Origin of the sequence: Weissella oryzae SG25, from assembly GCF_000691805.2 — a bacterium.
GTDB lineage: Bacteria > Bacillota > Bacilli > Lactobacillales > Lactobacillaceae > Weissella > Weissella oryzae.
On sequence record NZ_DF820492.1, the window covers coordinates 38,152 to 61,266 of the forward strand.

19 protein-coding genes and 1 pseudogene are annotated in these 23,115 nt (G+C 39.2%); 18 read left to right on the top strand and 2 right to left on the bottom strand.

From position 1 onward, the window contains the following. Positions 1–35: 35 nt before the first annotated feature. From TT13_RS07075 to TT13_RS07140, 16 genes and pseudogenes are all read left to right on the top strand, one after another. Positions 36–1,094 (top strand): hypothetical protein, encoded by a 1,059-nt coding sequence (locus TT13_RS07075; protein WP_027699336.1) that lies wholly within the window; start codon positions 36–38, stop codon positions 1,092–1,094. A 52-nt stretch (positions 1,095–1,146) separates the two neighbouring features. Further along, positions 1,147–1,662 (top strand): hypothetical protein, encoded by a 516-nt coding sequence (locus TT13_RS07080; RefSeq protein ID WP_027699337.1) that lies wholly within the window; start codon positions 1,147–1,149, stop codon positions 1,660–1,662. A gap of 59 nt (positions 1,663–1,721) precedes the next feature. After that, entirely contained in the window at positions 1,722–3,239 is a 1,518-nt protein-coding gene (locus TT13_RS07085) for an ArdC-like ssDNA-binding domain-containing protein (RefSeq protein WP_052348579.1), read from the top strand. Between the two features lie 81 nt (positions 3,240–3,320). Next, on the top strand, positions 3,321–3,596 hold the full coding sequence (locus TT13_RS07090; protein WP_027699338.1) for a hypothetical protein: 276 nt from the start codon (positions 3,321–3,323) through the stop codon (positions 3,594–3,596). A gap of 289 nt (positions 3,597–3,885) precedes the next feature. Next, positions 3,886–4,356 (top strand): plasmid mobilization protein, encoded by a 471-nt coding sequence (locus tag TT13_RS07095; RefSeq protein WP_082816204.1) that lies wholly within the window; start codon positions 3,886–3,888, stop codon positions 4,354–4,356. Beyond that, positions 4,328–5,965, top strand: a complete 1,638-nt coding sequence (locus TT13_RS07100) for a relaxase/mobilization nuclease domain-containing protein (protein ID WP_027699339.1) — start codon at positions 4,328–4,330, stop codon at positions 5,963–5,965. The genes TT13_RS07095 and TT13_RS07100 overlap by 29 nt, the downstream gene beginning before the upstream one ends. Before the next feature lie 211 nt (positions 5,966–6,176). Next, on the top strand, positions 6,177–6,335 hold the full coding sequence (locus TT13_RS11320; protein ID WP_190279642.1) for a hypothetical protein: 159 nt from the start codon (positions 6,177–6,179) through the stop codon (positions 6,333–6,335). A 265-nt stretch (positions 6,336–6,600) separates the two neighbouring features. Continuing rightward, positions 6,601–7,779, top strand: a complete 1,179-nt coding sequence (locus TT13_RS07105; RefSeq protein WP_027699340.1) for an IS110 family RNA-guided transposase — start codon at positions 6,601–6,603, stop codon at positions 7,777–7,779. Between the two features lie 111 nt (positions 7,780–7,890). Next, positions 7,891–9,087, top strand: a pseudogene (locus TT13_RS07110) (MFS transporter); the annotation flags it as partial. Positions 9,088–9,201: 114 nt separating this feature from the next. Continuing rightward, the gene (locus TT13_RS07115) at positions 9,202–10,878 is read left to right on the top strand and encodes a glycoside hydrolase family 43 protein (RefSeq protein WP_027699341.1); all 1,677 of its coding nucleotides are present in this window, start codon (positions 9,202–9,204) and stop codon (positions 10,876–10,878) included. Positions 10,879–10,947: 69 nt separating this feature from the next. Further along, entirely contained in the window at positions 10,948–12,327 is a 1,380-nt protein-coding gene (locus tag TT13_RS07120) for a sugar porter family MFS transporter (protein ID WP_027699342.1), read from the top strand. 297 nt (positions 12,328–12,624) lie between these two features. After that, entirely contained in the window at positions 12,625–13,842 is a 1,218-nt protein-coding gene (locus tag TT13_RS07125; protein WP_027699343.1) for an ROK family protein, read from the top strand. A gap of 292 nt (positions 13,843–14,134) precedes the next feature. Beyond that, the gene (gene xylA, locus TT13_RS07130) at positions 14,135–15,535 is read left to right on the top strand and encodes a xylose isomerase (RefSeq protein WP_027699344.1); all 1,401 of its coding nucleotides are present in this window, start codon (positions 14,135–14,137) and stop codon (positions 15,533–15,535) included. 98 nt (positions 15,536–15,633) lie between these two features. Beyond that, a complete protein-coding gene (gene xylB / locus TT13_RS07135) occupies positions 15,634–17,139 on the top strand; it encodes a xylulokinase (RefSeq protein ID WP_027699345.1) in 1,506 nt (501 codons plus the stop codon). Positions 17,140–17,375: 236 nt separating this feature from the next. Then, positions 17,376–17,519, top strand: a complete 144-nt coding sequence (locus TT13_RS11535) for a DUF421 domain-containing protein (protein WP_202815367.1) — start codon at positions 17,376–17,378, stop codon at positions 17,517–17,519. A 6-nt stretch (positions 17,520–17,525) separates the two neighbouring features. Then, on the top strand, positions 17,526–17,885 hold the full coding sequence (locus TT13_RS07140; RefSeq protein WP_202815368.1) for a DUF421 domain-containing protein: 360 nt from the start codon (positions 17,526–17,528) through the stop codon (positions 17,883–17,885). Positions 17,886–17,967: 82 nt separating this feature from the next. Here TT13_RS07140 and gloA2 read toward each other — a convergent pair whose 3' ends face one another. After that, positions 17,968–18,363 carry an SMU1112c/YaeR family gloxylase I-like metalloprotein gene (gloA2, locus tag TT13_RS07145; RefSeq protein ID WP_045476913.1) on the bottom strand — a complete coding sequence of 132 codons (396 nt, stop codon included), beginning with the start codon at positions 18,361–18,363 and terminating at the stop codon, positions 17,968–17,970. Between the two features lie 206 nt (positions 18,364–18,569). Further along, the gene (locus TT13_RS07150; RefSeq protein ID WP_027699347.1) at positions 18,570–18,869 is read right to left on the bottom strand and encodes a hypothetical protein; all 300 of its coding nucleotides are present in this window, start codon (positions 18,867–18,869) and stop codon (positions 18,570–18,572) included. Between the two features lie 136 nt (positions 18,870–19,005). Here TT13_RS07150 and TT13_RS07155 point away from each other — a divergent pair, with 136 nt between their 5' ends. Together TT13_RS07155 and uvrA are read left to right on the top strand one after the other, a co-directional pair. Next, complete coding sequence (locus TT13_RS07155) at positions 19,006–19,875, top strand: YihY/virulence factor BrkB family protein (RefSeq protein WP_052348581.1); 870 nt, start codon at positions 19,006–19,008, stop codon at positions 19,873–19,875. Between the two features lie 124 nt (positions 19,876–19,999). After that, the gene (gene uvrA / locus TT13_RS07160) at positions 20,000–22,849 is read left to right on the top strand and encodes an excinuclease ABC subunit UvrA (protein WP_027699348.1); all 2,850 of its coding nucleotides are present in this window, start codon (positions 20,000–20,002) and stop codon (positions 22,847–22,849) included. Positions 22,850–23,115: the final 266 nt, after the last annotated feature.

Below are 23,115 nucleotides of genomic sequence, written 5' to 3' on the forward strand. Positions count from 1 at the left end.
AAAACTCTACTTTTTAGTAGTCATGGAGTTATGACATGAACCAAAAAGAGATTAAAAATCTAAAGAAGCAAATTGTAGACGAAAGTGCCTTAAACATAGGCTACTTTGAAGGTACTCGCGAGGCTATTATACAGGCCGCACCTGACATTCTAGAGAAAATTATGGCAAGCGGGACGGGTGATTATTTAACTACTTTGGCAAAAAATGACGATATTCAATTTGATAACGTGTTTGTTTCTGAAGCAGTGCGATTAATGCGATACTCAGAATTTAAAGAAGTTGCACATAAATTTTTTGGGTATGAAAAGGGTAACGAGGAAGTCTTAGCTGAACCTATCACATTAACTCGTGATGCATTTGAGAATTTAAAAGAAAGGGCAAAAAACAATTTTATGGCAACACCAGCAGCATTTTTAGATGAAGCACCAACAGTAGAGGTTGATAGGATAAATGAGCCAATTGCTTATAATCCATTAACCCAAGAAATTGCATTTCTTGTTGAGGACTTGAACGTAGAACCTTATCGAGACGAAAATTTAATCAGTGACTATCGAAGTGAGAAGCGAGACTTAATTTTAATAATTGATAAGTTGGAGCAAAAACTTGACCCTCTAACTTTTGATAGTTTGGTGACTAACACTGATAGTGGCTTAGGCGATACTACATCAATTATTAATGAATGGAACAAAGCTCTAGCTGATAAAAGCCAGGAGATTATCAAATATACGGCGTGTGACCAGGTGTATGGTGATACCTGGGATTTATACTATTTCTTTGACGCTAAGAGTATGCCAGGAATCAGTCGAGAAAACATTTTAAATTATTTGGAGCATGAAATTGGCGCATATTATCGTGGTGACCTCGTAGAACTAAGAATTTTTGATCGAGATAATGTCGAAACGAGTACGTATAAAGCTGACCGTAAAATGTTTAATCACAATGAAGTTGACCAGGTGAAGATGATAACCGGTAGCAAAGATTACGTAGACTTAGCAACTGGATTTAAACTACAAAATTTAGGTGTGAAAATTACACCGGAAGTTTTGAATGAATTTCTGAATGCAGAACCGAAAGATAATAGTCTAAAAAAGTAGAAAACTCTACTTTTTAACGTTGTGAATATTTTATATAATTGGAGGTAGTAAATTGATCGGGGAACAAGACTTCATGTGGACGACTATTATAGGTTTATTAACAGGATTAGGATTACTAATTGGTGTTTTTCGGGATAGCAAAAATATCATTGGTGGAATTAAAGATCTAAAGATTGGGAAAAAAGAACTTTCAGCTGATCATCAAAAAATTTTAAATAAACAAGGCAAACTTAGTAGTAATATGCAACTACAGACTAAGGCAATTGATGGATTAACGGCAAAAATTAACGAGGATACTCAGCGTGTTAGTATGATGAATGCAACCGAGCAGAATGCTAGGTCATCAATTGAATCGTTACAAAATTTTATTAACATTGCCCAAAATGACCGGCGTCATGCTGAGGATAAAGCGCTCGAATGGAGATCTAAGTATGCAGAACTCTATAAACAGTACGAGCTTAAACAACAAGAATTGGAACAAGCTCAGGAATTAAACGCAGAACTGACAAGAGAAATTAATAATTTAAGACCACATCAAGGCCCAACGTTGGGCGGACGTGGTCGTTAGAAATTAGAGCAACCTTACTATAAAGGTTGCTTTTTATTTTGAAAAAAGGGAGGAAAGAAATGAGTAAGACAGATGAATTTAATGAGAAGTTTGCAGATCTAATTGAGGTTTTTGATTACTATAAAACTCTTGATTCTTCAACCTTAGTCCCAAACGAGTATAGGCCAGACTTATTAGATGATTTGATGTTATTGGCTGACAATCAAGCAGATCCTCTACAAAATGAAGCACAAAATTTTATACAGGATAACTTGAAACCAAACAATGCACACTCTGAATTTACGTTTATTTATCAGCAAGGAAATTTGTATACAACGGTTATTAGTGATTTTATTTCTGAATCACAATCAAATGATTTTGCTTTATTTGCAGGGGCCGTACTAAATGCAACTGGGGAATTACCTTATGATGAAATATATGAGCAAGAGAGAAACTTTATTAAGATAAGCCCTAAAGAACTACCACTTGATGAGATGAAAAATCTGTTAAAACAAATGGCTGCTATGCAACAAGGTAACCCATTAGATAATTTAAAAATAACTGAATTTATCCAGCATAAGCTCAAAAAAGCTGAGAAAAATAATTCAAAAAATGAGTTGAGTAATTTAATTAAGGCCAAAGATTATAAAGGAGTATCAGCTACACTTAAAAATGGTATTCATGATTATTTACAGAGTGATACATTTAAAAAATATTTGCAGTTTATTAGCAAGTTTCATAAGTATTCAAGTAATAATAATCGGTTGATTTTAGGACAAAATCCTGGCGCAACTCATGTAGCAAGTTTTAATAAATGGAAAGAGCTAGACCGAAAAGTTGTTAAAGGTTCAAAAGCCATATATGTATATGCCCCCATGCAAGTTGTAAAAAAGGACGAAAATAATAAACCAATTGTTGATAAAAATGGTGAGATTCAAAAGGAAACATTTTTTAAATTAGTGCCTGTTTTTGATGTTAGCCAGACAAATGGAAAAGAATTACCCAAACAAGTTTATGAGTTGCCAGGTGACATAAATGAGCCAGAAAAGTTTAAACAATATTTTGATACTTTAGCTTCTCAAACATCTGCTAAGGTTCGTATTCAGACAAACGAAGTCCTTGGAACTAGCGAAGGCTTTTATAAACCTAGTGATAATTTAATTGTAATTAAGAAGGGTATGGGCCAAGAGCAGACCATAAAAACACTAATTCATGAGATAGTACATGCAGAATTACATACTAATTCGCAAGCTGTTTTCGGTAGTAGAGAATATTCACAGCATGAGTTTGAAGCTGAGTCAGTTGCCTTTATTGTGGCTGACCATTTGGGTATTGATACAAGTGAATATAGCTTTGGTTATTTAAGTTCATGGACTAGTGGTGGCCTGGAAATTGATAGTTTTCAAAGTAGCTTAGAAGCAATTACGAATGAAGCTAAAACGTTAATTACAAAAATTGACGCAACTTTAGAAAAGACAATGACAAAAGATAAAACAGAAAACTTGTTTGAAGAGCGAGTGAATAAGGCACAATCAGAAATTAAATTGGCAGCAGTCTCGGACGAAAAACAACAAGAAAAAGCAAGCCCAAAAGTGTAGAGCCTGTAAGTTCTTTGGATAATAGATTACAGGCATTAACTAAAAAATTAAATGGTAGCCGAGAAGAAGAGGAGTAGCGTAATGCGAATTTCAGAGCAGGATATGTTGGCAGTAATTAGCGAAGTGATGTTAGAAGATCCCGCAAGTGAAACACCCAAGGTGCGACAAAACCGTGTAAATATTACACGTAACCAATTAAGTAATTTGTTAATTGGTTTGGCAAATGATTATCATGATAGCGAGGTAGATGTAGACCTAACACTGTACAAGAATACGGTGCTAGAAATTAAAGCAATGAAGTCAGACAGTGATTTTGATAGGCTAATGGATTCATTTTTTGAGGCATACCCCCAATAATGGAGTGCTAAAAGAGGGATAATATCAAATGACCAAACCCGCGAAAGAAAGTGAAGAAAAACAAATTTTTTCTTAGCCCATAGGAGTAGGCTTTATCTTTTGCAAGCAGAGCAACATGCTATCATGTTGCGAGATTTAGATATAACCCCACCTGAAAAATGGTGGGGTTATATCTAATATTTGGGGTGTTACCCCAATCCCCATTTCATAAAAACATAGTTCTAAATATTGAAACGTCAACTTTTAATGGTTGACGTTTTTTACATACTCAGATTAGAAAGGTAAGAATATGACAGAAAAGAAAAAATATAAATTACAAAGGCCAATTCAAAAAATTGTTAGGTTAAGTGAACAAGAAAATGAGCTGATAAATAAAAAGGTTGCAGCAAGTGTTCAAAATAATTTTCAAAACTTTGCACGGCTAATGTTGATCAATGGTGAAGTTAAATTTGTAGATTATTCAGAGTTACGTACTCTTAATAGTCAGGTAAATCGAATTGGTAATAACGTAAATCAAGTAGCAAAGTTAGCACATTTATTTAACGAAATTTCACCGGCAGAGATAGAAGAACTAAAAGGAATGCTCCAAGAAATGAAGCAATTAATTACGGGAACTTTGAACCAGGAAATTAGAAACGAGAAATCAATTGACCTAAATAATGAACAACCTGACGTGAATAAAATAGTTGAAGGACTAAATAAAATTAACGACATAGGGGAGGAGCAGATAAATGGTTTACACGAAACACAAAACAATTAGTAAGCTAAAACATTTAGGAAGCGCGACAAGTTACGTTGAAGATGCACTTAAAACGGTAGTAGAAAAAAGTGAAAGTTCACACCTAGATAATATTTTTCCGTACATTATGAATGACGATAAAACACTAAGTAAGCAGTTAGTATCAGGCTATAAGATTATAGACGTGTACAACGCAGAAGAAGAATTTTTAACAACTAAAGAGATTGCCGCAAGACAAAAAGGGACTAACTTTGAATTAGATGAAGAAACTGGCGAGCTGGTTTTTAAACGCAGCTCACTAGAAAAAAATAACGCTGTCTTAGGCCACCACCTGATACAGTCTTTCTCACCAGAGGATCACCTAACACCAGAGGAGGTTCATGAAATTGGTAGACAAACTATTTTAGAATTAACTGGTGGCGAGTATGAATTTGTGATTGCGACCCACGTAGATAAGGGCCATTTACACAACCATATTATTTTTAATTCAACTAACCTGGTCACAGGAAATGCTTTTCGTTGGCAGAAGAATACTAAGCGAACTTTTGAAAAAATATCCGATAAGATTGCTGAAAAAGCTGGCGCAAAAATTATTGAGAAGTCACCAAGACAGACACATCAAAAGTATACTTTGTGGCAAACAGAAAATATTTATAAGAGTAAAATCAAGCAACGTTTAGATCACTTATTACAATTTAGTTCAAACATTGAAGACTTTAAGCAGAAGGCCAAAGCGTTAAATTTAGAGGTGGATTTTTCAGGTAAATGGGCCACGTATAAGCTGCTTGATGAGCCACAAATTAAAAACACACGTAGTCGCTCGTTATTAAAAAGTGACCCAGAAAAATATAATTTGGAGCGAATTGTTGAGGCTTTAGGAGCAAATGTTGACCAAGAAATAAGCGTTGATGACGTGGTTGAAAGTTATCAGGAAAAAGTAGAGTTTGCGAAAAATGATTTTGATTACCAACTTAATTTAGAGCCTTGGCAGATTGACCAGGTGACTAATCGAGGTATTTATGTACGGGTAGATTTTGGTATTAGTCAGAGCGGACAAATATTTGTACCAGGGTTTAAGGTGGATCAATTGGCAAATGGTGGCGCTTCATTATTCATAAAACAGAAAGACTATTTTTATTTTATGAATGAAAAGCAGGCCGACAAGAATAGATATTTGACTGGGTCTAGTCTTGTAAAACAAATGAGTTTATACAACGGGACAATTCCAATTAAAAAAGAGCTTGTTATTTCAACCATTGATGAAATGATGAAAGCTATTAATTTTTTGGCTGACCATGGAGTTACCAGCGGAGCACAAGTAGATAATGCAACCCAAAAATTGAAGGTTGCCGTTCAAGAAGCCCAGGACAAATTAAATGAACTTGATAGTAAAATCATTGAGCTAAATCAAACTGTGAAGAAAATAATAGCTGGTGATATTGTGGAGAATATAGAACAGGGCATTACATCAGATTTATTAGGAGCTGAGATAGCTGCAAACCAAACTTCACGGAAATTATTAGATAAAAAGTTAAATCAGACTGTTAATGAATTTGAATATTTGAATGAAGTAGTTATGACTAAAGAGGGGGAAAGAAGTAAAAATGATTATCCAAAATTGAATTTTTAAATATGGGTGCATATTAGGCGCGTTTTAGCATACGTTGTGTAAGATTATCAACTGGCAAATTAAAAAAGGGCTTATCAAGACGTTTTAGAAGCGTCTTGATAGGCTCTTTTTGACTAGATAGACAATTAATCTATTTGTTTGACGGTTACTTACTTATTGTAGATAATTAATTGATTGATCTATTAATGAAAAAATAAAGGGGGGTACGATTATGGCAAGTTTTGAAAGAATAGTAAAAAACCCAGTTAATGAAGGTATTCTTATAAAGTGGTATGAGGATAGTGGCTATAAAGTTACAGCTAAAACACGTACCGTAGGTGCTAAAAACGGACAAGATGTTTTAGAGCATTACCTGAACGTCGTTGCATAATAAGTTATTAAGTAGGTATTGAGTTTAGACTCAACACCTTTTTTTATTTTGTTCTTTATAGCGCATATCAAATATAGCGGCATTCGTGCATACTTGATTATTGGAGTTAAACCGTACGGTACTTTGAACTTAGAGTTCGCATTTGGAAAATGGTTAGTCCACATGATAATAGATCGATTGGTGTAGGTTAAGCTAAGAGCTTGTGCATAGAAAATTGAATACATTGTGGATTGCTCCAAATATTTATTGGGAGTTGTTATGAATTATGAGGACTGTTTTAGGCATTGACGTTAGTAAGAGCAAATCAAACTTATGCTTGGTGAGTGATGACGGAGAAATTATTACTGAGAAAAAGATTTGTAATGATTTGAACGGTTTTGAAGTAATTAAAAGTTTGTTTAGTGAGTTTACACCTGAGGTTATTTTTGAAGCTACTGGGGTTTATTCTAGAAAATTACAATATTTTTTGGAGTTGAACGGTATAGCGTATACGTGTGTGAACCCATTAAAGGCAAAGAAAGAAATGGATACGCTGAGAGTTACTAAAAACGATCGTATTGATTCGAAAAACCTTGCAATTTTACAGCTCAGAAGAGGGTACTCTGAAACAAAATTGGAGAAGAAAATATATTTAGAAATTCGACGTAGGCACCGCTTTTACCAGTCTATTACAGAAGATTCAGTGTCAGCACAAAATAGATTACATAAAGTATTACAAGAGACATTTTCAGGAGTAGAAGATTTATTTGCTGGAACCGAGCTTAATTTCTTTAGAATACTTACAATTTTTCCACATGCACAGCTTGTATCAAAACTTGAAGTTTCGACCATTGCTATACGTATTAGCGAAGTTATGAATAGACGTCCCGAGAGCGTCTTAAAGCGAGCTGAAAAGCTTAAAAAGCTAGCCGTTAAAACAGCAGTTAGTGTAGAGACTGATTCTTATGCCATTGACGAAGTAAGGTATTGGGCAAAACGTGTTTTAGATCTTGCTCAACAAAAGAAAGATTTGCTGGAGGAAATGTATCAGGTAGCAAGTGAATTAGATGAATTGCAAATTATAGAATCTATACCTGGTATAGGTAATGCTGGAGCATTGGGTATTATCGCGGAGTTAGGAGACATAAGGCGATTTAGTAGACCACAAAAGATGAGTGCTTTTTTAGGACTGGATATACGATTTAGCGATTCTGGAAAGCTTACTACCAGGGGATTCATTACAAAAAGAGGTAATTCAGCTGGGAGAAAACTGCTATACAGAGTTACGCTTAGCATAATAGCGGCGTCAAGGTGGGGAAATAATACGAGTGTGTCGGATTGGTACAACAGAAGAGCTAAAGACGAGCACAATGGAAAGAAAAAGATAATAGTTGGCGCTATGGATAGAACTTTGAGACTAATACACCACCTAGTATTTGAAAAGGAATATTATTTAGTTAGATAAAAGTAAACTTAGGACGATATAAATATATTTAAACCTGGCAAAATGGCAGGCTTTTTTGTTGACCAATAATATGTGAAATCTTTGTTTAATTAGTCTTGACTTCTTGCAGAAAAGTACCGTAAGTTCATTAAGCTCTTCGGTATTCCATTGGTTATCCTAGCTGCTTTGCTATTCCTACCAGTTGGTACTTGGTTGGGAACAAATATGACTTTGAAGATCACATGGGCCTTCGTTTCATACTTGGCAACTGCTTTGGTTTACTCATGGGTTAACATCCCTTACGGTTCATTGATGGCTGGTTTGACTCGTGACAACGACGAAATCGCTAAGTTGACAACGACTCGTATGACATGGGCCAACACTGGTAACTTGTTAGTTTACACATTGTTCCCATTGTTCGTTCAATTGGCTACTTCATACCAAAACAAGCCAACTACTTTCGGTGTTGGAAACTTGAAGTTGCCTCTAGGTAACTATGCTTCACCACACGCCGCTGGTGCATGGTTTGGCGTATTCGCCATCTACATGGTTCTTGGTGCTATTGGTTTGTACATCACTTTCAAGACATCACACGAGCGTGTTTTGCCTGAAGGTGATGCACCACAAGTTAAGTTCTCAGATTTGTTAGCTGAGTTCACTAGTTCACGTCCTTTGCAAATTCTTGGATTGTTCTTCCTTGTTGGATTTACATTCATGTTCTTTGGAAACACTGTATGGCCATTCTTCGTTCAATACAACGTTGGTCACCCAGAATTGATGTTCATGATTGGTTTGATTGGTTCAATCCCAGGAATCTTCTTGGTATTCTTGTGGCCTATCATCCGTAAGTGGATTGGTAAGAAGATGTTCTTCGAACTATTCTTGGCTATCTTCATCCTCGGTTCAGTAATGTTGTTCTTCTGGGACAAGAACCCTAACAACACGTTCCTTGGTTATGCTGGTCGTTTCCTACAACAATGGGGACTTACTGCTGCTACTGGCTTCATGTGGGCTTTGGTTCCTGAAGTTATTACTTACAACGAGCACAAGTCTGGAAAGCGTGTTGCTGGTATCATCAACGCCTTGATGGGATTGTTCTTCAAGATTGGTCTTGCTTTGGGTGGAATCATCCCTGGTTACATGTTGGCAGCCAGTGGTTTTGACGCTACTAAGATGCACCAATCAGCCGGCGCTTTGGCTGGTTTGGTTAACGCTATGATCTGGGTTCCAGTTATTTTGGCTGTTGTGGCCGGAATCATCATGTGGATGTACCCACTTTCAGATGCTGATGTTGACCGTATGAACAAGGAAATCGCTGCGCGCGGTTAAGCTGTTTAATCATTTTGAAAATCTCACAGTAATATAAATTGCTTGTGGGATTTTTTCTTAGAACTTGTTTTTAGTTTTCTATAATAATAGATACGATTATATTGGAGAAATATTATGCAAATTGTAAATCCTGTTTTACCTGGTTTTAATGCAGATCCATCAATGATCCGTGTTAATGATACTTACTACATTGCTAATTCAACTTTTGAATGGTTCCCTGGAGTTCGCTTGCACGAATCAAAGGACATGGTGCACTGGAACTTGTTGCCATCACCACTTTCAACAACGACTTTGCTTGACATGAAGGGTAATCCTGCTTCTGGTGGAATCTGGGCGCCTGACTTGTCATACGCTGATGGTAAGTTCTGGTTGATTTACACCGATGTTAAGGTAACTGAGGGTGCTTTCAAGGACATGACCAACTACTTGACGACTGCTGAAGACATCCGCGGTCCTTGGACAGACCCAATCAAGGTTAACGGTGTTGGTTTTGATGCTTCATTGTTCCACGATGAAGATGGTCGTAAGTACCTTGTACAACAAACATGGGATCACCGTGAGTACAAGCACCCATTCGATGGAATTACTTTGACCGAATTTGATACTGCAACAATGAAGTTGATGCCAGAGACTGCTCGTACAATCTATGAGGGTACTGACGTTAAGTTGGTTGAAGGACCACATTTGTACAAGATTAACGGTGACTACTTCTTGTTTGCTGCTCAAGGTGGAACCATCTATACCCACCAAGAAGTTGTAGCACGTTCAAAGTCATTGGATGCAAAGTCATTTGAGACTGAGCCTGGTGATCCATTCATCACTAACTTTGACACTCCATATAGCTACCTACAAAAGCAAGGTCACGGTGCCTTGGTTAACACCCCTAGTGGTGAGTGGTACTACGCTTCATTGACTGGTCGTCCTTGGAACCACGAAAACGAGTCATCAACTGACCCTCGCGGTTGGTCAACCCTTGGTCGTGAGACTGCAATCCAAAAGGTTGAATGGGATGAAGCTGGTTGGCCACGTGTCGTTGGTGGTCACGGTGGACAAACCTTTGTTGATGCACCAAAGGATGCTATCCTAACTGATGCACCAGCTGATCACTCACAACACGATGACTTTACTGATAACATCCTTGATTTGAACTGGAACACTTTGCGTGTACCATTCACTGATAAGATGGGAACAGTTGGTGATGGCAAGCTTGTTTTGAAGGGGCTTGGTTCACTTGCTAACAACTTCGAACTAAGTATGATTGCCCGCCGTTGGCAAGCCTTCTACTTCGATGCTGAAACAAAGGTTAAGTTCAACCCATGGTCATACCAACAAATGGCTGGTTTGACTAACTTCTACAACGATCGTCACTGGTCATTTGCCTTCATTACTTGGAATGAAAAGAATGGTCACGTAATCGAAGTTGGTGAGAACAACCGTGGTAACTACACTTCATACCTAAAGGATGATGCAATTAAGATTCCTGAGGGGACTGAGTATGTTTGGTTCCGGACTAAGGTTCGTAAGGAATCATACACTTACGAGTATTCATTCGATGGTACAACTTACCACGAAATCCCAGTAACTTTGGACGCAGCTATCTTGTCAGATGATTATGTTGTGCAATCTTACGGTGGATTCTTTACTGGAGCCTTTGTTGGTTTGGCTGCAGTTGATTACTCTGGTTACGAGCTTGAAGCTGAGTTTGATTACTTCGATTACAAGGAATTGGGTGACAAGGCCTTGGAAAATGGAACATTCTCATGGGAGCGTTCAGAGCACCGTTTCGGTTAAGTAGTTTAATTAGTAGCCTGGTTAGCTACTAAGTTTAAAAATTAGTGAGTAGAAAAAGGTTAGATTATTATGCGTAAAATTTCGCCAAAAACGATTTATTTCTTCGGGGCTTTAGGCGGATTGCTATTTGGTTATGATACAGGTGTTATCTCAGGTGCCATCTTGTTTATCCAAAAGCAATTACAACTAAATGCTTGGGCTCAAGGTTGGGTAGTTTCAGCCGTTTTGCTTGGTGCCGTCCTTGGTGCCGCTATCATTGGACCAATGTCCGACCGGTTCGGTCGTAAGCGCCTACTATTGTTGGCTGCTGGAATCTTCTTCTTTGGAGCTTTGGGTTCAGGACTTTCGCAAGGCTTTGACTTGTTGATTGCTTCGCGTATCCTTTTGGGTGTTGCCGTTGGTGCGGCTTCGGCCTTGATTCCAACTTACCTATCTGAGTTGGCACCAGCCAAGGACCGTGGTGGTGTTGGAACCATGTTCCAATTGATGATTATGACCGGAATTTTCTTGGCCTATGTCTCAAATTGGCTATTGGCAAGCGACACTACGAATGGTTGGCGTTGGATGTTAGCTTTGGCTGCGGTACCAGCTGCTGTCTTGTTCTTTGGTGGAATGATTTTGCCAGAGTCACCACGTTTCCTTGTGCGTAAGGGACGCGTTGAGGAAGCTGCCCATGTTTTGGGTATGACTAACGAGTCAGAAGTTAAGGTTGAGGCCGAACTAGCTGACATTCAATTGCAGGCTAGTGAAGAGAAGAAGGGTGGCTTCCAAGAGTTGTTTGGTGAGATGTCACGACCAGTCTTGATTATGGCCATTGGTTTGGCAATCTTCCAACAAATTATGGGATGTAACACTGTTTTGTACTTCGCCCCAACAATCTTTACCGACCTTGGCTTTGGTGTGAGCGCCGCTTTGTTGGCCCACATTGGAATCGGAATCTTCAACGTGATTGTTACTTACATTGCAATGAAGATTATGGATAAGGTTGACCGTAAGAAGATGTTGATTTGGGGTGCCTGGGCAATGGGAATCTCATTGGCCGTTATGTCACTCGGTATGCACTTGAAGTCAATCGGAACGTTTGGATCATATATCGCCGTCATTGGTTTGACAGTCTACATTGCTTTCTTCTCAGCAACTTGGGGACCAGTTATGTGGGTTATGATTGGTGAGTCATTCCCATTGAACATTCGTGGATTGGGAAACTCATTTGGAGCCGTTGTTAATTGGGGTGCCAATTACTTCGTTTCATTGACCTTCCTACCATTGCTTTCATTCTTTGGAACTGGAAACATCTTCTTGCTTTACGCATTCTGCTGCTTCCTATCAATCTGGTTTATCCGGACTAAAGCAATTGAGACACGTGGTCGTTCACTTGAGTCAATTGAAGCTGAATTGCGTCACCGTGCTCACCACTTACATGATACTAATACTGAGATTGCTAAGTAATTTAGTTCAAGGTTTAGTTGATTGGACTGTTGAGTTTAATCGGTAGCAATTGATTTAAAATTTAAAAGCCTGCTTCTTGAATCAAACTAAGAAGCAGGCTTTTTTAATTAAAGTGCGTCAAGATACGCTTCAAGACGTAACTTAAGGCTTAGTTGGTCAAAAGGCAAACTTTCTGTACAATGGTTTTGAGTAGTTCTTTTTGTAGTGGGGGAAAGCCAAAAGGGCAAATAAAGACTGCGACAAGGGGTTAGCCTAGACGATATCTGTGACTAAGCTAGTAATAGGAAGTATGGAAAGATGGAAAACAAATTAGATCAAGAGGCGATGCGCGAATTAAATCGTAAACTGGTATTACAGGAACTTTTTAATGAAGAGCAAACGTCAAGAAGTGAAATTGCTGACAAAATTTCATTACATAAGTCAACAATTTCAACAATCTATAAAGAATTAGATAGCGAACACTTTATTGAAGAATTAGGCGAAGGAACGGTTTCAAAATCTGGTGGTAGAAAAGCGCAACTAGTCCGTTTTAACCGCCAGTATGGTTTTTTAATGACCTTTGACATAGGGCGCAACCATTTACGTTATTTAGCTGCTCGGTTGACCGGTGAGATTCTTAGTCACGACCAGATTGATGTTGATGCGGAAATGTCCTATGAAGATTTAAAACGGACAATGCTTGAACGGGTCTTACGGTTGGGTGATCTTGGAACAATCAACGGTTTAGTTGGTATTTCGATTGGTATTCATGGTGTTGTGAATGATAATCGGGTTGCATATACGCCTTTTAATCGTTTCCTACTGGAGCATGATTTAGCCCACGAGTTAGAAGTTGCCTTAGATGTACCAGTTTTCTTGGAAAACGAAGCTAATTTGGCCGCTTACTATTTACGTGATTTCCATGAAAATAATTTTGAACCAATGCGTGAAGATTTTGCCGTTGTCAACGTTCACAATGGAGTTGGTGCTGGTATTATTCAAAATGGTCAATTGGTGCGGGGGATTAAAGGTGCGGCTGGTGAAATTGGGCGGATGATTGTCTTTGATGACCATGGTTGGCAGGAAGCTGGTTATGCGCTGCCGGTTCATTTTGAGGACCTTTATTCAGAAGATGCCATCTTACGCCGAGTTAGCCAGAGTAAGGGCCGTGCTATTTTACGTCATGATTTATTTGCGTTATATCATGCCGCTGACCCAGTTGTGGTGGATATTTTGCAAGATTGGGTCAAGGCAACAACTACCATGCTCTTTAATATTGCTCAATACTCAGCGCTATCGGCTTTTTATGTCCATGCACGTTTAATTGCTGGCATACCAGAGCTATTTGCCGATATGCAGGAGCGTTATCAAAAAATGCAACCACAACCAGTAACCGAATTACGCTATGCGGGTAATTCAGTCTATTCATCAACCTTAATCGGGGGAATCGCTTTGACAACCCGCAAAATTCTTGGCTTAGAGGACTATAACTTATACTTTCTAGTCCCTAAAGTTAGTGATGAATTTTGGGATTAAGGGTTTATTAATCTTTAATTAAGATATACAGCTTTAATTTATTGAGTAATTAAATAGAGTAAAAGAACCATAAAACACCGGTTTTATGGTTCTTTTTATATATAAATTGTTAAATAAGTGCAACTAGGTTGGTGGTTCTAGAATGGTCTACCTAGAAAAGACAAGTAAGTTAAGAATAAAAGCTTGCAAAGCAGATAGTAACCGTTTACAATATATTTTGTAAGTTAGTTGGTTCAATGAAACAACCAACCTAGAAAGAACAATTAAAAGCATATTTTTGGAGGATGTAGTAATGTCAGATTTGTTTGATTTCCCAAAGGTTGAATTCCTTGGTGGACAAAAGGGTGTAGATTACCAAGCAGCTAAGGGTTTCAACTTCTATAACCCAACTGAGGAAATCACTATTGATGGTGAGACTAAGTCAATGAAGGACTGGATGAAGTTCTCTGTTGCTTACTGGCACACAATGGACCAACGTATGGTTGACCCATTTGGTGAGGGAACTGCTGAGCGTCCTTGGGATGTAAACGGCGTTGACGATATGAGTGATCTTGACCACGCAATTGCTAAGGTAGATTACCTATTTGACTTCATGGACAAGCTTGGTGTTGAATACTTTGCTTTCCACGATCGTGACTTAGCACCACAAGGTAACACTTTGGCCGAGACTAACGCTAACTTGGACAAGGTTGTTGATCGGATTGCTGAAAAGATGGAAGAGACTGGCAAGAAGTTGCTATGGAACACTTCATCACTATTTACTGACAAGCGTTTCTTGGCTGGTGGAGCAACTACTCCATTTGCTGAAGTATTTGCTTATTCAGCCGCACAAATCAAGCACTCATTGGAGATTGCTAAGCGTTTGAACTCAGAGTCATACGTATTCTGGGGTGGTCGTGAAGGTTACGAATCACTATTGAACACTGACACAAAGCGTGAGTTGGACCACATCGCAGCCTTCTTCCGTATGGCTAAGGATTACGCTAACGAAATCGGTTATACTGGTCAATTCTTGTTGGAGCCAAAGCCAAAGGAGCCAACAGATCACCAATACGATACTGATGTAGAATCAACTTTGAACTTCTTGCGTACTTATGGTTTGGAAAACGACTTCAAGTTGAACTTGGAAGGAAACCACGCCTACTTAGCTGGTAAGAAGTATGAGCACGAAGCTCGCTTTGCTCGTGAAGCTGGAATGTTGGGATCATTGGATGCTAACATGGGTGACAAGCAAACTGGTTGGGATATTGATGAATTCCCTAACGATATCTACGAAGCTACGATGGTTATGTACGAGTTCATCTTGAACGGTGGATTGCCAACTGGTGGTTTGAACTTTGATTCAAAGGTTCGTCGTGGATCATTCAAGCCTGAAGACTTGTTCTACGCTCACATGGCTGGTATGGACACTTATGCTGCCGGATTTAAGGTTGCTTTGAAGATGTACAACGATGGTTGGTTGGAGCAAGTTAAGGCTGACCGTTACTCATCATTTGATGATGGTATCTTTGCTGACTTTGACAAGGGTGCAAAGGCTCGTGATAACAAGTTGACTTTGGCTGACTTCGAAAACTACATCTTGAACAAGACTAGTGATGAGATCTACGCTACTGTTGAATCACAACACTTGGAAGCTGTTAAGCAAACTTTGAACAACTACATCTACTCAGTTTTGGGTTCACGTTTTAACTAAGCATTGCTTAGTTAAGCTAAAGCCTAGCTGATTTAATTGCAACACTGTCCGCCTTGGCGGACATACATAACTTTTATGAATTAAGTGAGGACTTTAAAATGTCAGATGTTGTATTGGGAGTTGATCTAGGAACTTCAGCCGTAAAGGTTTCAGCTGTTGATCGTCAAGGAAAGATTATTGCACAAGAGGCCTATGATTATCCTTTGTCACAACCAAAGCCTGGTTACAGTGAGCAAAACCCAGAAGAGTGGGTCAACGGTACCACAGTAGCAATCGTTCGTTTGATTTTGAATGATGGCTTGTCAGCTGACCAAATTAAGGGAATCTCTTTCTCTGGTCAAATGCACGGTTTGGTACTTTTGAATGCTGAAAACAAGGTTGTTCGACCAGCAATTTTGTGGAATGACACACGTACAACGGCGCAGACTAAGGAAATCGCTGAAGTGATGGGGCAAGAGTTTATCGACATCACGCGTAATAAGGCTCTTGAAGGCTTTACTTTGCCTAAGATTCTTTGGGTTAAGGAAAACGAGCCAGAGTTGTTTGCACAAGCAACGACTTTCGTTACACCAAAAGACTATGTACGTTACCGCATGACTGGTAATTTGCAAATGGAAATTTCTGATGCAGCTGGTACAGTGGCAATGGACGTTGCTAAGCGCACTTGGTCAAAAGAAATTCAAGAGAAGTTTGGTTTAGCAGCTGACTTCTTCCCTGAAATCATTGAAGCAACTGATTTTGCTGGTAATGTTTCAAGTGCTTATGCTGAATTCTCAGGTTTGCAAGCTGATACCCAAGTCTTTGGTGGTGCTGCTGATAACGCTGCTGGTGCGGTTGGTTCAGCTATCTTGAAGCCAAACATGGTGATGTCATCAATTGGTACTTCTGGCGTTGTTTTGAAGTATGAAGACAATGCTGATGTTGACTATGCTGGTAAGATTCACTTCTTTAACCACGCAATCCCTGGTAAGTTCTACTCAATGGGTGTTACTTTGGCCGCTGGTTACGCACTATCTTGGTTCAAAAAGACTTTTGCTAGTGATATGGACTTTACTGATATGGTTGAGTCAGCTGCTAAGTCAACAGTCGGGGCTAACGGTTTGATCTTTACACCTTACCTAGTTGGTGAGCGTACACCATACGCTGATGGTGACATTCGGGCTTCATTTATCGGTATCGATGGTACCCACCAACGCTACGATTTTGTTCGTGCTGTCTTGGAAGGAATTATCTACTCATTTAAGGACATCTTTGACATCTATGATGCCGCTGGGGCTGATTTTGATACAGTTGTTGCAATTGGTGGGGGTGCTAAGTCACCACTTTGGTTGCAAATTCAAGCTGACATCTTTAACAAGAAAGTTGTTTCTTTGAAGAATGAACAAGGTCCTGGTATGGGTGCTGCAATCTTGGCCGCCGTTGGTCTAGGTTGGTTCGATTCAGTTCAAGAGGCTGCTAATACATTCACTGAATTTGGTAAAGCATATCTACCAGACCCAGAGCGTGCTGCTAAGTATGCACAAATGCACGAGATTTATAAGCAAGTTTACGGACAAACAGCTGAATTGTCACATCAATTGCTTGACTACCGTCGCGAATTTTAAATAAAACAAGTGAGAAGCTGGGGCAAAGTAAACTTTGTCACCAGCTTTTTTGTTATTAAGGTAAGCTAATTGGTTTGAGGCTACTTATATATGTAGGAAATGACTTTTGACAGGCTTGATTTAGCTGATTAGTAAGTTCTAGGTGTATCATTGAGGATAAGCTTGAATTAGGCCTAAAGCCATTTATATCGACGAATTGATACTGGCGGATTTAGGACTGAAATAAAGGAGTTAATATGGCATATTTATTGATTGCTGGGAGCTCAGCAACAGTTTATGTTTTTATCATTTTAGCAATTCGACTATTTGGTAAAGAAGAAATTGCGCAACTATCAGTAATCGATTTAGTATTTGTACTTTTAATTAGTAATGCGGTGTAAAATGCAATGGTTGGTTCCAATACATCGCTGTCTGGCGGGTTAGTTGCGGCAACGACCTTGTTTTTCATGAACTTTATTTTCAAATTTTTGAACTATAAGTTTCCAAAACTTTCAGAATATGTGCAGGGGCATGCGATTATGTTAATTTACAAAGGCCATGTTATTGAGGCTAATCTTGAACACGCTAAAGTTGGCATGAATGAACTCTTAGAAGCAGTGCGAGAACACGGTGTTAAAAGTATTGATGACGTTGACTTGGCAATTTTAGAAGTTGATGGAAATATTAGTGTCTTATCCAACGATTTTCAAAATAAGTCGCAAACCAAGCGACATCGTAATCGCAAGCGTACGAAGGATGTGAGCTAACGATTAGTTGGAAAAACAACGTTATTTTAAATTAGAGAAAAAAGGCAAGCTCAAATTAGTTAATGAGCTTGCCTTTTTATTATTATTCATGTAATTCTAAGGGGAGACCATCTGGATCAAAAAAGAAAGTCATCTTTTTTTGTGTTATATCATCTAAGCGAATTGGCTCCACTTCAACCGCTTGGCTCTTTAGATAATTGACGCTTGCTACAATGTCTTCTGTGTTGAAGGCAAGATGTCGTAACCCTTGCGCTTCGGGATAGTTTGGTCGGACTGGTGCGGTGGGCTTTACAAATATTTCTAATTCTGTCGTGGAATTGAGGGCAAAATCAAGCTTAATATCGGCTTTGTCTGGACGATGATTTTCACGGATAACTGCTAAGCCGAGAATATTACCGTAAAAATGTTTGGCTTTTTGATAATCACTAGCAATGATGGCGATATGGTGGAGATTTGAAAAGTCGATGAGTTTTTGCATAATTATCATCCTTTATAAAATGGCGGGATTACTACCAATGAACTTAAGTGTAGTGTACATAATTTGCACATGGGTCACAATTTAATAGTTGATGTAAAAAAATCCACACTTGTTTAAAAATAATCAATCGGTGTGGATTTATTAATGATTGACTAGGTAAGCCTGGACCAAGGATTAGTAAAGTTTTCTATCTGAGTGGCTTTAGTTTATTGTTGGTTATCTTTAGTTGGTGCTGGAATAAAGGTATCAATTGCAGACCAAAAGCCAACCGCAATAAAGATAATTAAAAAGTGCCAGATAACTGTGGTCCAAGCATTACCATAAACGTTAGTATAAGTGTTGATTAGACGCCTGCGAATGACTAGGACAACTAATTCTTCAATTGTGATAATCAAGGCAGTTAGGGCAACCGTAGCAGCTAAGACGACAGCCAACAACAGGATACCTGAAGCAATATGCTCTAAGAACCAACGAAAGGACCAAGGACGAGCGCGACGATGGTGCATATTACTGGCCTCCTTCCCGGTAAAAGTAATACCATATAATTATAGCAGACTGACAATTATAATAAAAAAATCTTTGACGTCTCTTTATAAATAGTCGATACTTATAAGGTAACAATTAACCATGAAGGGGAATAAGATGCAGAAGGTGAAAGCGATTTATACTAAGTATGCTGAGCGCTGGCAGCTGGCGGCCTTTATTACTTATCTACAACGGGCCAATTTAACTAATGCTGGTGCCACCATTGCTTATTATACAATTTTATCGCTAGTACCAGTCCTGATGTCAGTTGGCTCAGTGGCTTCAATGATTGGGTTTAACCATAAACAAATTTATGAATTGATGGAAAACTCCCTCCCACAAAACATTGCGAGTGCGCTGAATCCAATCTTAGGTTCAGTTTTAGGGGGAAATGCTGGAACCCTGTCACTTGCCCTTTTAGTGGCCTTGTGGGGGGCAAGCCGCGTTTTAGGCGTTATTCGGACGTCATTTAATACGGTTCATGATGTCAGTGAGAAAATAAATTCGCTCTTTGCCCGAATTTTTGGGTTCTTGTGGCTATTTGTTTTGTTGGCTGGAGCTGGAATTGTGCTTTTAGGTACCTCAATTGCCCGAATTGTCGTAAATTCGGTGCCAATCAATGTACCAGTGCTAACTAGTTTATTAAATCAAAGTCAAATTTATGGTGCCGTGGGGCTTTGGATTATCTTAGTTTTGTTTAATTTTGCACTGCCAGCACTGCGTTTAAAGCGAAAAGCTGTGTTAATTGGTTCGGCGATTGAAACCATTATGATGGTAGTGTTGAATCATGGTTTTTCTTGGTATGCAAGTTTAGCAATCCGTAATGCTAATTTTTATCAGGCAATGGGTACTTTAATAATATTAATGGTTTATGTTAATTTAATTGGCGTGATTTTAGTATTAACTCATGTTATCATTGCATGGTTGAGTGACTTGATGGAGCCAACTGAACGGCTAGAAAAGCAGTCAGAGCGGACAAGTCACTAAAAATTTCGAAAAAAAACAGCGAAGTGCTACAATTGAGTAGTGCTTATTTTATTAAAGTGAGTTAGGTATAAATTAATAAGAGCGATTTTTGTTAATTAAGCTTGAGAAGATTTGGAGATGGCTGATGACCAATGATTGGATTAGTATTCATGGGGCGCGAGCTCATAATTTAAAAAATGTAGATGTGAAAATTCCACGCGAAAAGTTTGTTGTATTGACTGGTTTGTCTGGCTCAGGTAAAAGTTCATTGGCCTTTGATACACTCTATGCGGAAGGACAGCGTCGTTATGTTGAGAGTCTTTCAGCCTATGCAAGGCAGTTTTTGGGACAGATGGATAAGCCAGATGTTGACTCAATTGATGGCTTGAGTCCGGCAATTTCGATTGATCAAAAAACCACCTCAAAAAATCCCCGATCAACAGTTGGTACGGTTACAGAAATAAATGACTATTACCGGCTTTTGTATGCGCGGGTTGGTAAACCTGACCCGGCAGCTGATGGGACGATTGTTAAGCAATCAATTGACCAAATGTTAAATTACTTATTTACTGAGCGGGCAGAAGGAGCACGCTTACAAATTTTAGCACCCATTGTGCGCCATCGTCGTGGTTCACATGCAACTGCCTTGGCCAAGGTTCAAAAGGAAGGCTTTGTGCGTTTAGTCGTTGATGGCGAACTACATGAGGTTACGGATGAATTAGATTTAGATAAAAACAAGTATCATGATATTGCCATTGTAGTTGACCGAATCATTTTGCGAGATAGCTCACGGGCTCGTTTATTTGAATCGTTTGAGTCAGCTTTACGCATGGCCGAAGGTTTGGTGTCAGTTGAAGAAATTGGTGGCACGACGCTAACTTTTTCTGACCACTACACAGGGGCACTGAAAGATTTTGCGGTTGGTAAGTTAGAACCCCAACTATTCTCCTTCAATGCACCGCTGGGCGCTTGTCCAGTCTGTGGTGGTTTGGGTGTAATGCAAGAAGTTGATGTTGATTTGGTCGTTCCTGACACTAGTAAGACATTAAGCGAAGGCGCGATTGTTGCTTGGAATCCAATTTCATCAAGTTACTATCCTGAGATGTTGCAACAATTTGCGACACAAAATAATATTCCGATGGATGTTCCTTTTGAGCAATTAACGCCAGCCGAGCAAAAATTAGTGCTATACGGTGCAGGCGAAGATACATTCCATTTCCATTATGAAAATGATTTTGGTGGTGTCCGTGACGTTGATGTTAAATTCGAAGGGGTTATTAACAATATCCAACGGCGGTATCATGAGTCTAATTCTGACTTTACGCGAGAGCAAATGGCTTCATACATGAATGAATTGCCTTGCTCTGCCTGCCATGGTTACCGTTTGAATCCTGGTGCATTATCCGTTAAAGTTGGCGGTAAGCACATCGGTCAAATCTCAGAGTTACCAGTTGATCAGGAATTAGACTTCTTTGGCCAAGTAAGCTTTGGTGAGCAAGATGAGCAAATCGCTGCGCCCATTGTAAAAGAAATTAAAGATCGGCTAAGTTTTTTGAAAAATGTTGGGCTAGATTATCTTACGCTGTCACGTTCAGCACGGACCCTATCTGGTGGTGAAGCACAACGGATTCGTTTGGCAACGCAAATTGGTTCAAATCTTTCCGGAGTCATGTACGTTCTCGATGAGCCCTCAATTGGTTTACATCAGCGGGATAATGACCGTCTGATTAAATCATTGAAGCAAATGCGCGATCTGGGTAACACCTTGATTGTGGTTGAACACGATGAAGATACGATGTTAGCCGCAGATTACTTGATTGATGTTGGTCCAGGTGCGGGTGAGCAAGGTGGTGAAATTATTGCGGCGGGTACGCCAGCTGAAGTGAAAAGCAATCCGGCATCCTTAACAGGACAGTATCTATCTGGTAAACGCTTTGTATCAGTACCTGACCAGCGACGAGCTGGCAACGGTGAGCAGATTACTTTAAGTGGTGTAAGTGAAAATAATCTTAAAAATGTGACCGTGAATTTTCCACTTGGCAAATTTATCGCAGTAACTGGGGTTTCTGGTTCAGGTAAGTCAACTTTGGTTAATACTGTTTTGAAGCGGGCGATGAAGCAGATTTTGAATAAAAATTCTGAAAAACCCGGGCGCTATAAGAAGATTACCGGGTTAGAAAATATTGATAAGATTGTCGATATTGACCAATCACCAATTGGTCGGACACCACGCTCAAACCCAGCAACGTATACCGGGGTTTTTGATGATATTCGAGCCCTCTTTGCGCAAACTAACGAGGCAAAACTAAGAGGGTATGCTAAAGGCCGCTTCTCATTTAACACTAAGGGTGGCCGCTGTGAGGCATGTAAGGGGGATGGAGTCATTAAGATTGAAATGAACTTCTTACCTGATGTCTATGTTACCTGTGAAGTTTGTGGCGGAACGCGCTATAATTCTGAGACCTTAGAAGTGACGTATCGTGGTTTGTCAATTGCGCAAGTCTTGGACTTAACGGTTGATGAAGCGCTAGATTTCTTTGCACCAATCCCTAAGATTCATCGCAAGTTACAAACGATTGTTGACGTTGGTCTAGGCTACGTTACTTTGGGCCAGTCAGCGACGACTCTATCAGGGGGTGAAGCGCAAAGAATGAAGTTGGCAGCGGAGCTACAAAGAAAATCGACGGGTAAGACCTTCTATATCCTTGATGAGCCAACTACGGGGCTACATGTGGATGATATTGCTCGGCTTTTGGAAGTGTTACAACGTTTGGTTGATGGTGGTAATACCGTCTTAGTGATTGAACATAATCTGGATGTGATAAAAACTGCCGATTGGTTGATTGATATGGGACCAGAGGGTGGTGAAGGCGGTGGTCAAGTTTTGGCTACTGGTACGCCAGAGGAGATTGCTGAAGTTAGAGCTTCCTATACCGGTCAATATCTTGGCCCAATTATGATTCGTGATCGGGCACGAGCACGTAAACAAGCTTAGTAAATATTAAAAATTTAAATGAATGATACTTAAATAAGACGCCCAAAAGATTGTCCTTGAGCTAATAGCTTTTTGTTATAGTCAATTGGTGTTACACTTATGTTGTAAGAAAATTAGGTTTAGTGAATTTTATGCAAGCATAAAATTATTTTTAAGTTTGGCTGCGTAGAATCTAAACTGTTGAAAGCCATTCAGCGATAACTTTTAACATAAATCTCATGAAAATTTTCTTACCTTACTTCTATACAGAGTTGTTCCCCAAAACA

Excerpts from the sequence above, each read along its gene's own strand:
- TT13_RS11320 (WP_190279642.1), top strand. The coding sequence starts at position 6,177 with ATGGCAAGTTTTGAAAGAATAGTAAAAAACCCAGTTAATGAAGGTATT.
- TT13_RS07100 (WP_027699339.1), top strand. The coding sequence starts at position 4,328 with ATGGTTTACACGAAACACAAAACAATTAGTAAGCTAAAACATTTAGGA.
- gloA2 (WP_045476913.1), bottom strand. The coding sequence starts at position 18,363 with ATGCAAAAACTCATCGACTTTTCAAATCTCCACCATATCGCCATCATT.
- TT13_RS07155 (WP_052348581.1), top strand. The coding sequence starts at position 19,006 with ATGCAGAAGGTGAAAGCGATTTATACTAAGTATGCTGAGCGCTGGCAG.
- xylA (WP_027699344.1), top strand. The coding sequence starts at position 14,135 with ATGTCAGATTTGTTTGATTTCCCAAAGGTTGAATTCCTTGGTGGACAA.
- TT13_RS07095 (WP_082816204.1), top strand. The coding sequence starts at position 3,886 with ATGACAGAAAAGAAAAAATATAAATTACAAAGGCCAATTCAAAAAATT.
- TT13_RS07105 (WP_027699340.1), top strand. The coding sequence starts at position 6,601 with ATGAGGACTGTTTTAGGCATTGACGTTAGTAAGAGCAAATCAAACTTA.
- TT13_RS07115 (WP_027699341.1), top strand. The coding sequence starts at position 9,202 with ATGCAAATTGTAAATCCTGTTTTACCTGGTTTTAATGCAGATCCATCA.
- TT13_RS07120 (WP_027699342.1), top strand. The coding sequence starts at position 10,948 with ATGCGTAAAATTTCGCCAAAAACGATTTATTTCTTCGGGGCTTTAGGC.
- TT13_RS07150 (WP_027699347.1), bottom strand. The coding sequence starts at position 18,869 with ATGCACCATCGTCGCGCTCGTCCTTGGTCCTTTCGTTGGTTCTTAGAG.
- TT13_RS07140 (WP_202815368.1), top strand. The coding sequence starts at position 17,526 with ATGGTTGGTTCCAATACATCGCTGTCTGGCGGGTTAGTTGCGGCAACG.
- TT13_RS11535 (WP_202815367.1), top strand. The coding sequence starts at position 17,376 with ATGGCATATTTATTGATTGCTGGGAGCTCAGCAACAGTTTATGTTTTT.
- TT13_RS07090 (WP_027699338.1), top strand. The coding sequence starts at position 3,321 with ATGCGAATTTCAGAGCAGGATATGTTGGCAGTAATTAGCGAAGTGATG.
- xylB (WP_027699345.1), top strand. The coding sequence starts at position 15,634 with ATGTCAGATGTTGTATTGGGAGTTGATCTAGGAACTTCAGCCGTAAAG.
- uvrA (WP_027699348.1), top strand. The coding sequence starts at position 20,000 with ATGACCAATGATTGGATTAGTATTCATGGGGCGCGAGCTCATAATTTA.
- TT13_RS07075 (WP_027699336.1), top strand. The coding sequence starts at position 36 with ATGAACCAAAAAGAGATTAAAAATCTAAAGAAGCAAATTGTAGACGAA.
- TT13_RS07125 (WP_027699343.1), top strand. The coding sequence starts at position 12,625 with ATGGAAAACAAATTAGATCAAGAGGCGATGCGCGAATTAAATCGTAAA.
- TT13_RS07085 (WP_052348579.1), top strand. The coding sequence starts at position 1,722 with ATGAGTAAGACAGATGAATTTAATGAGAAGTTTGCAGATCTAATTGAG.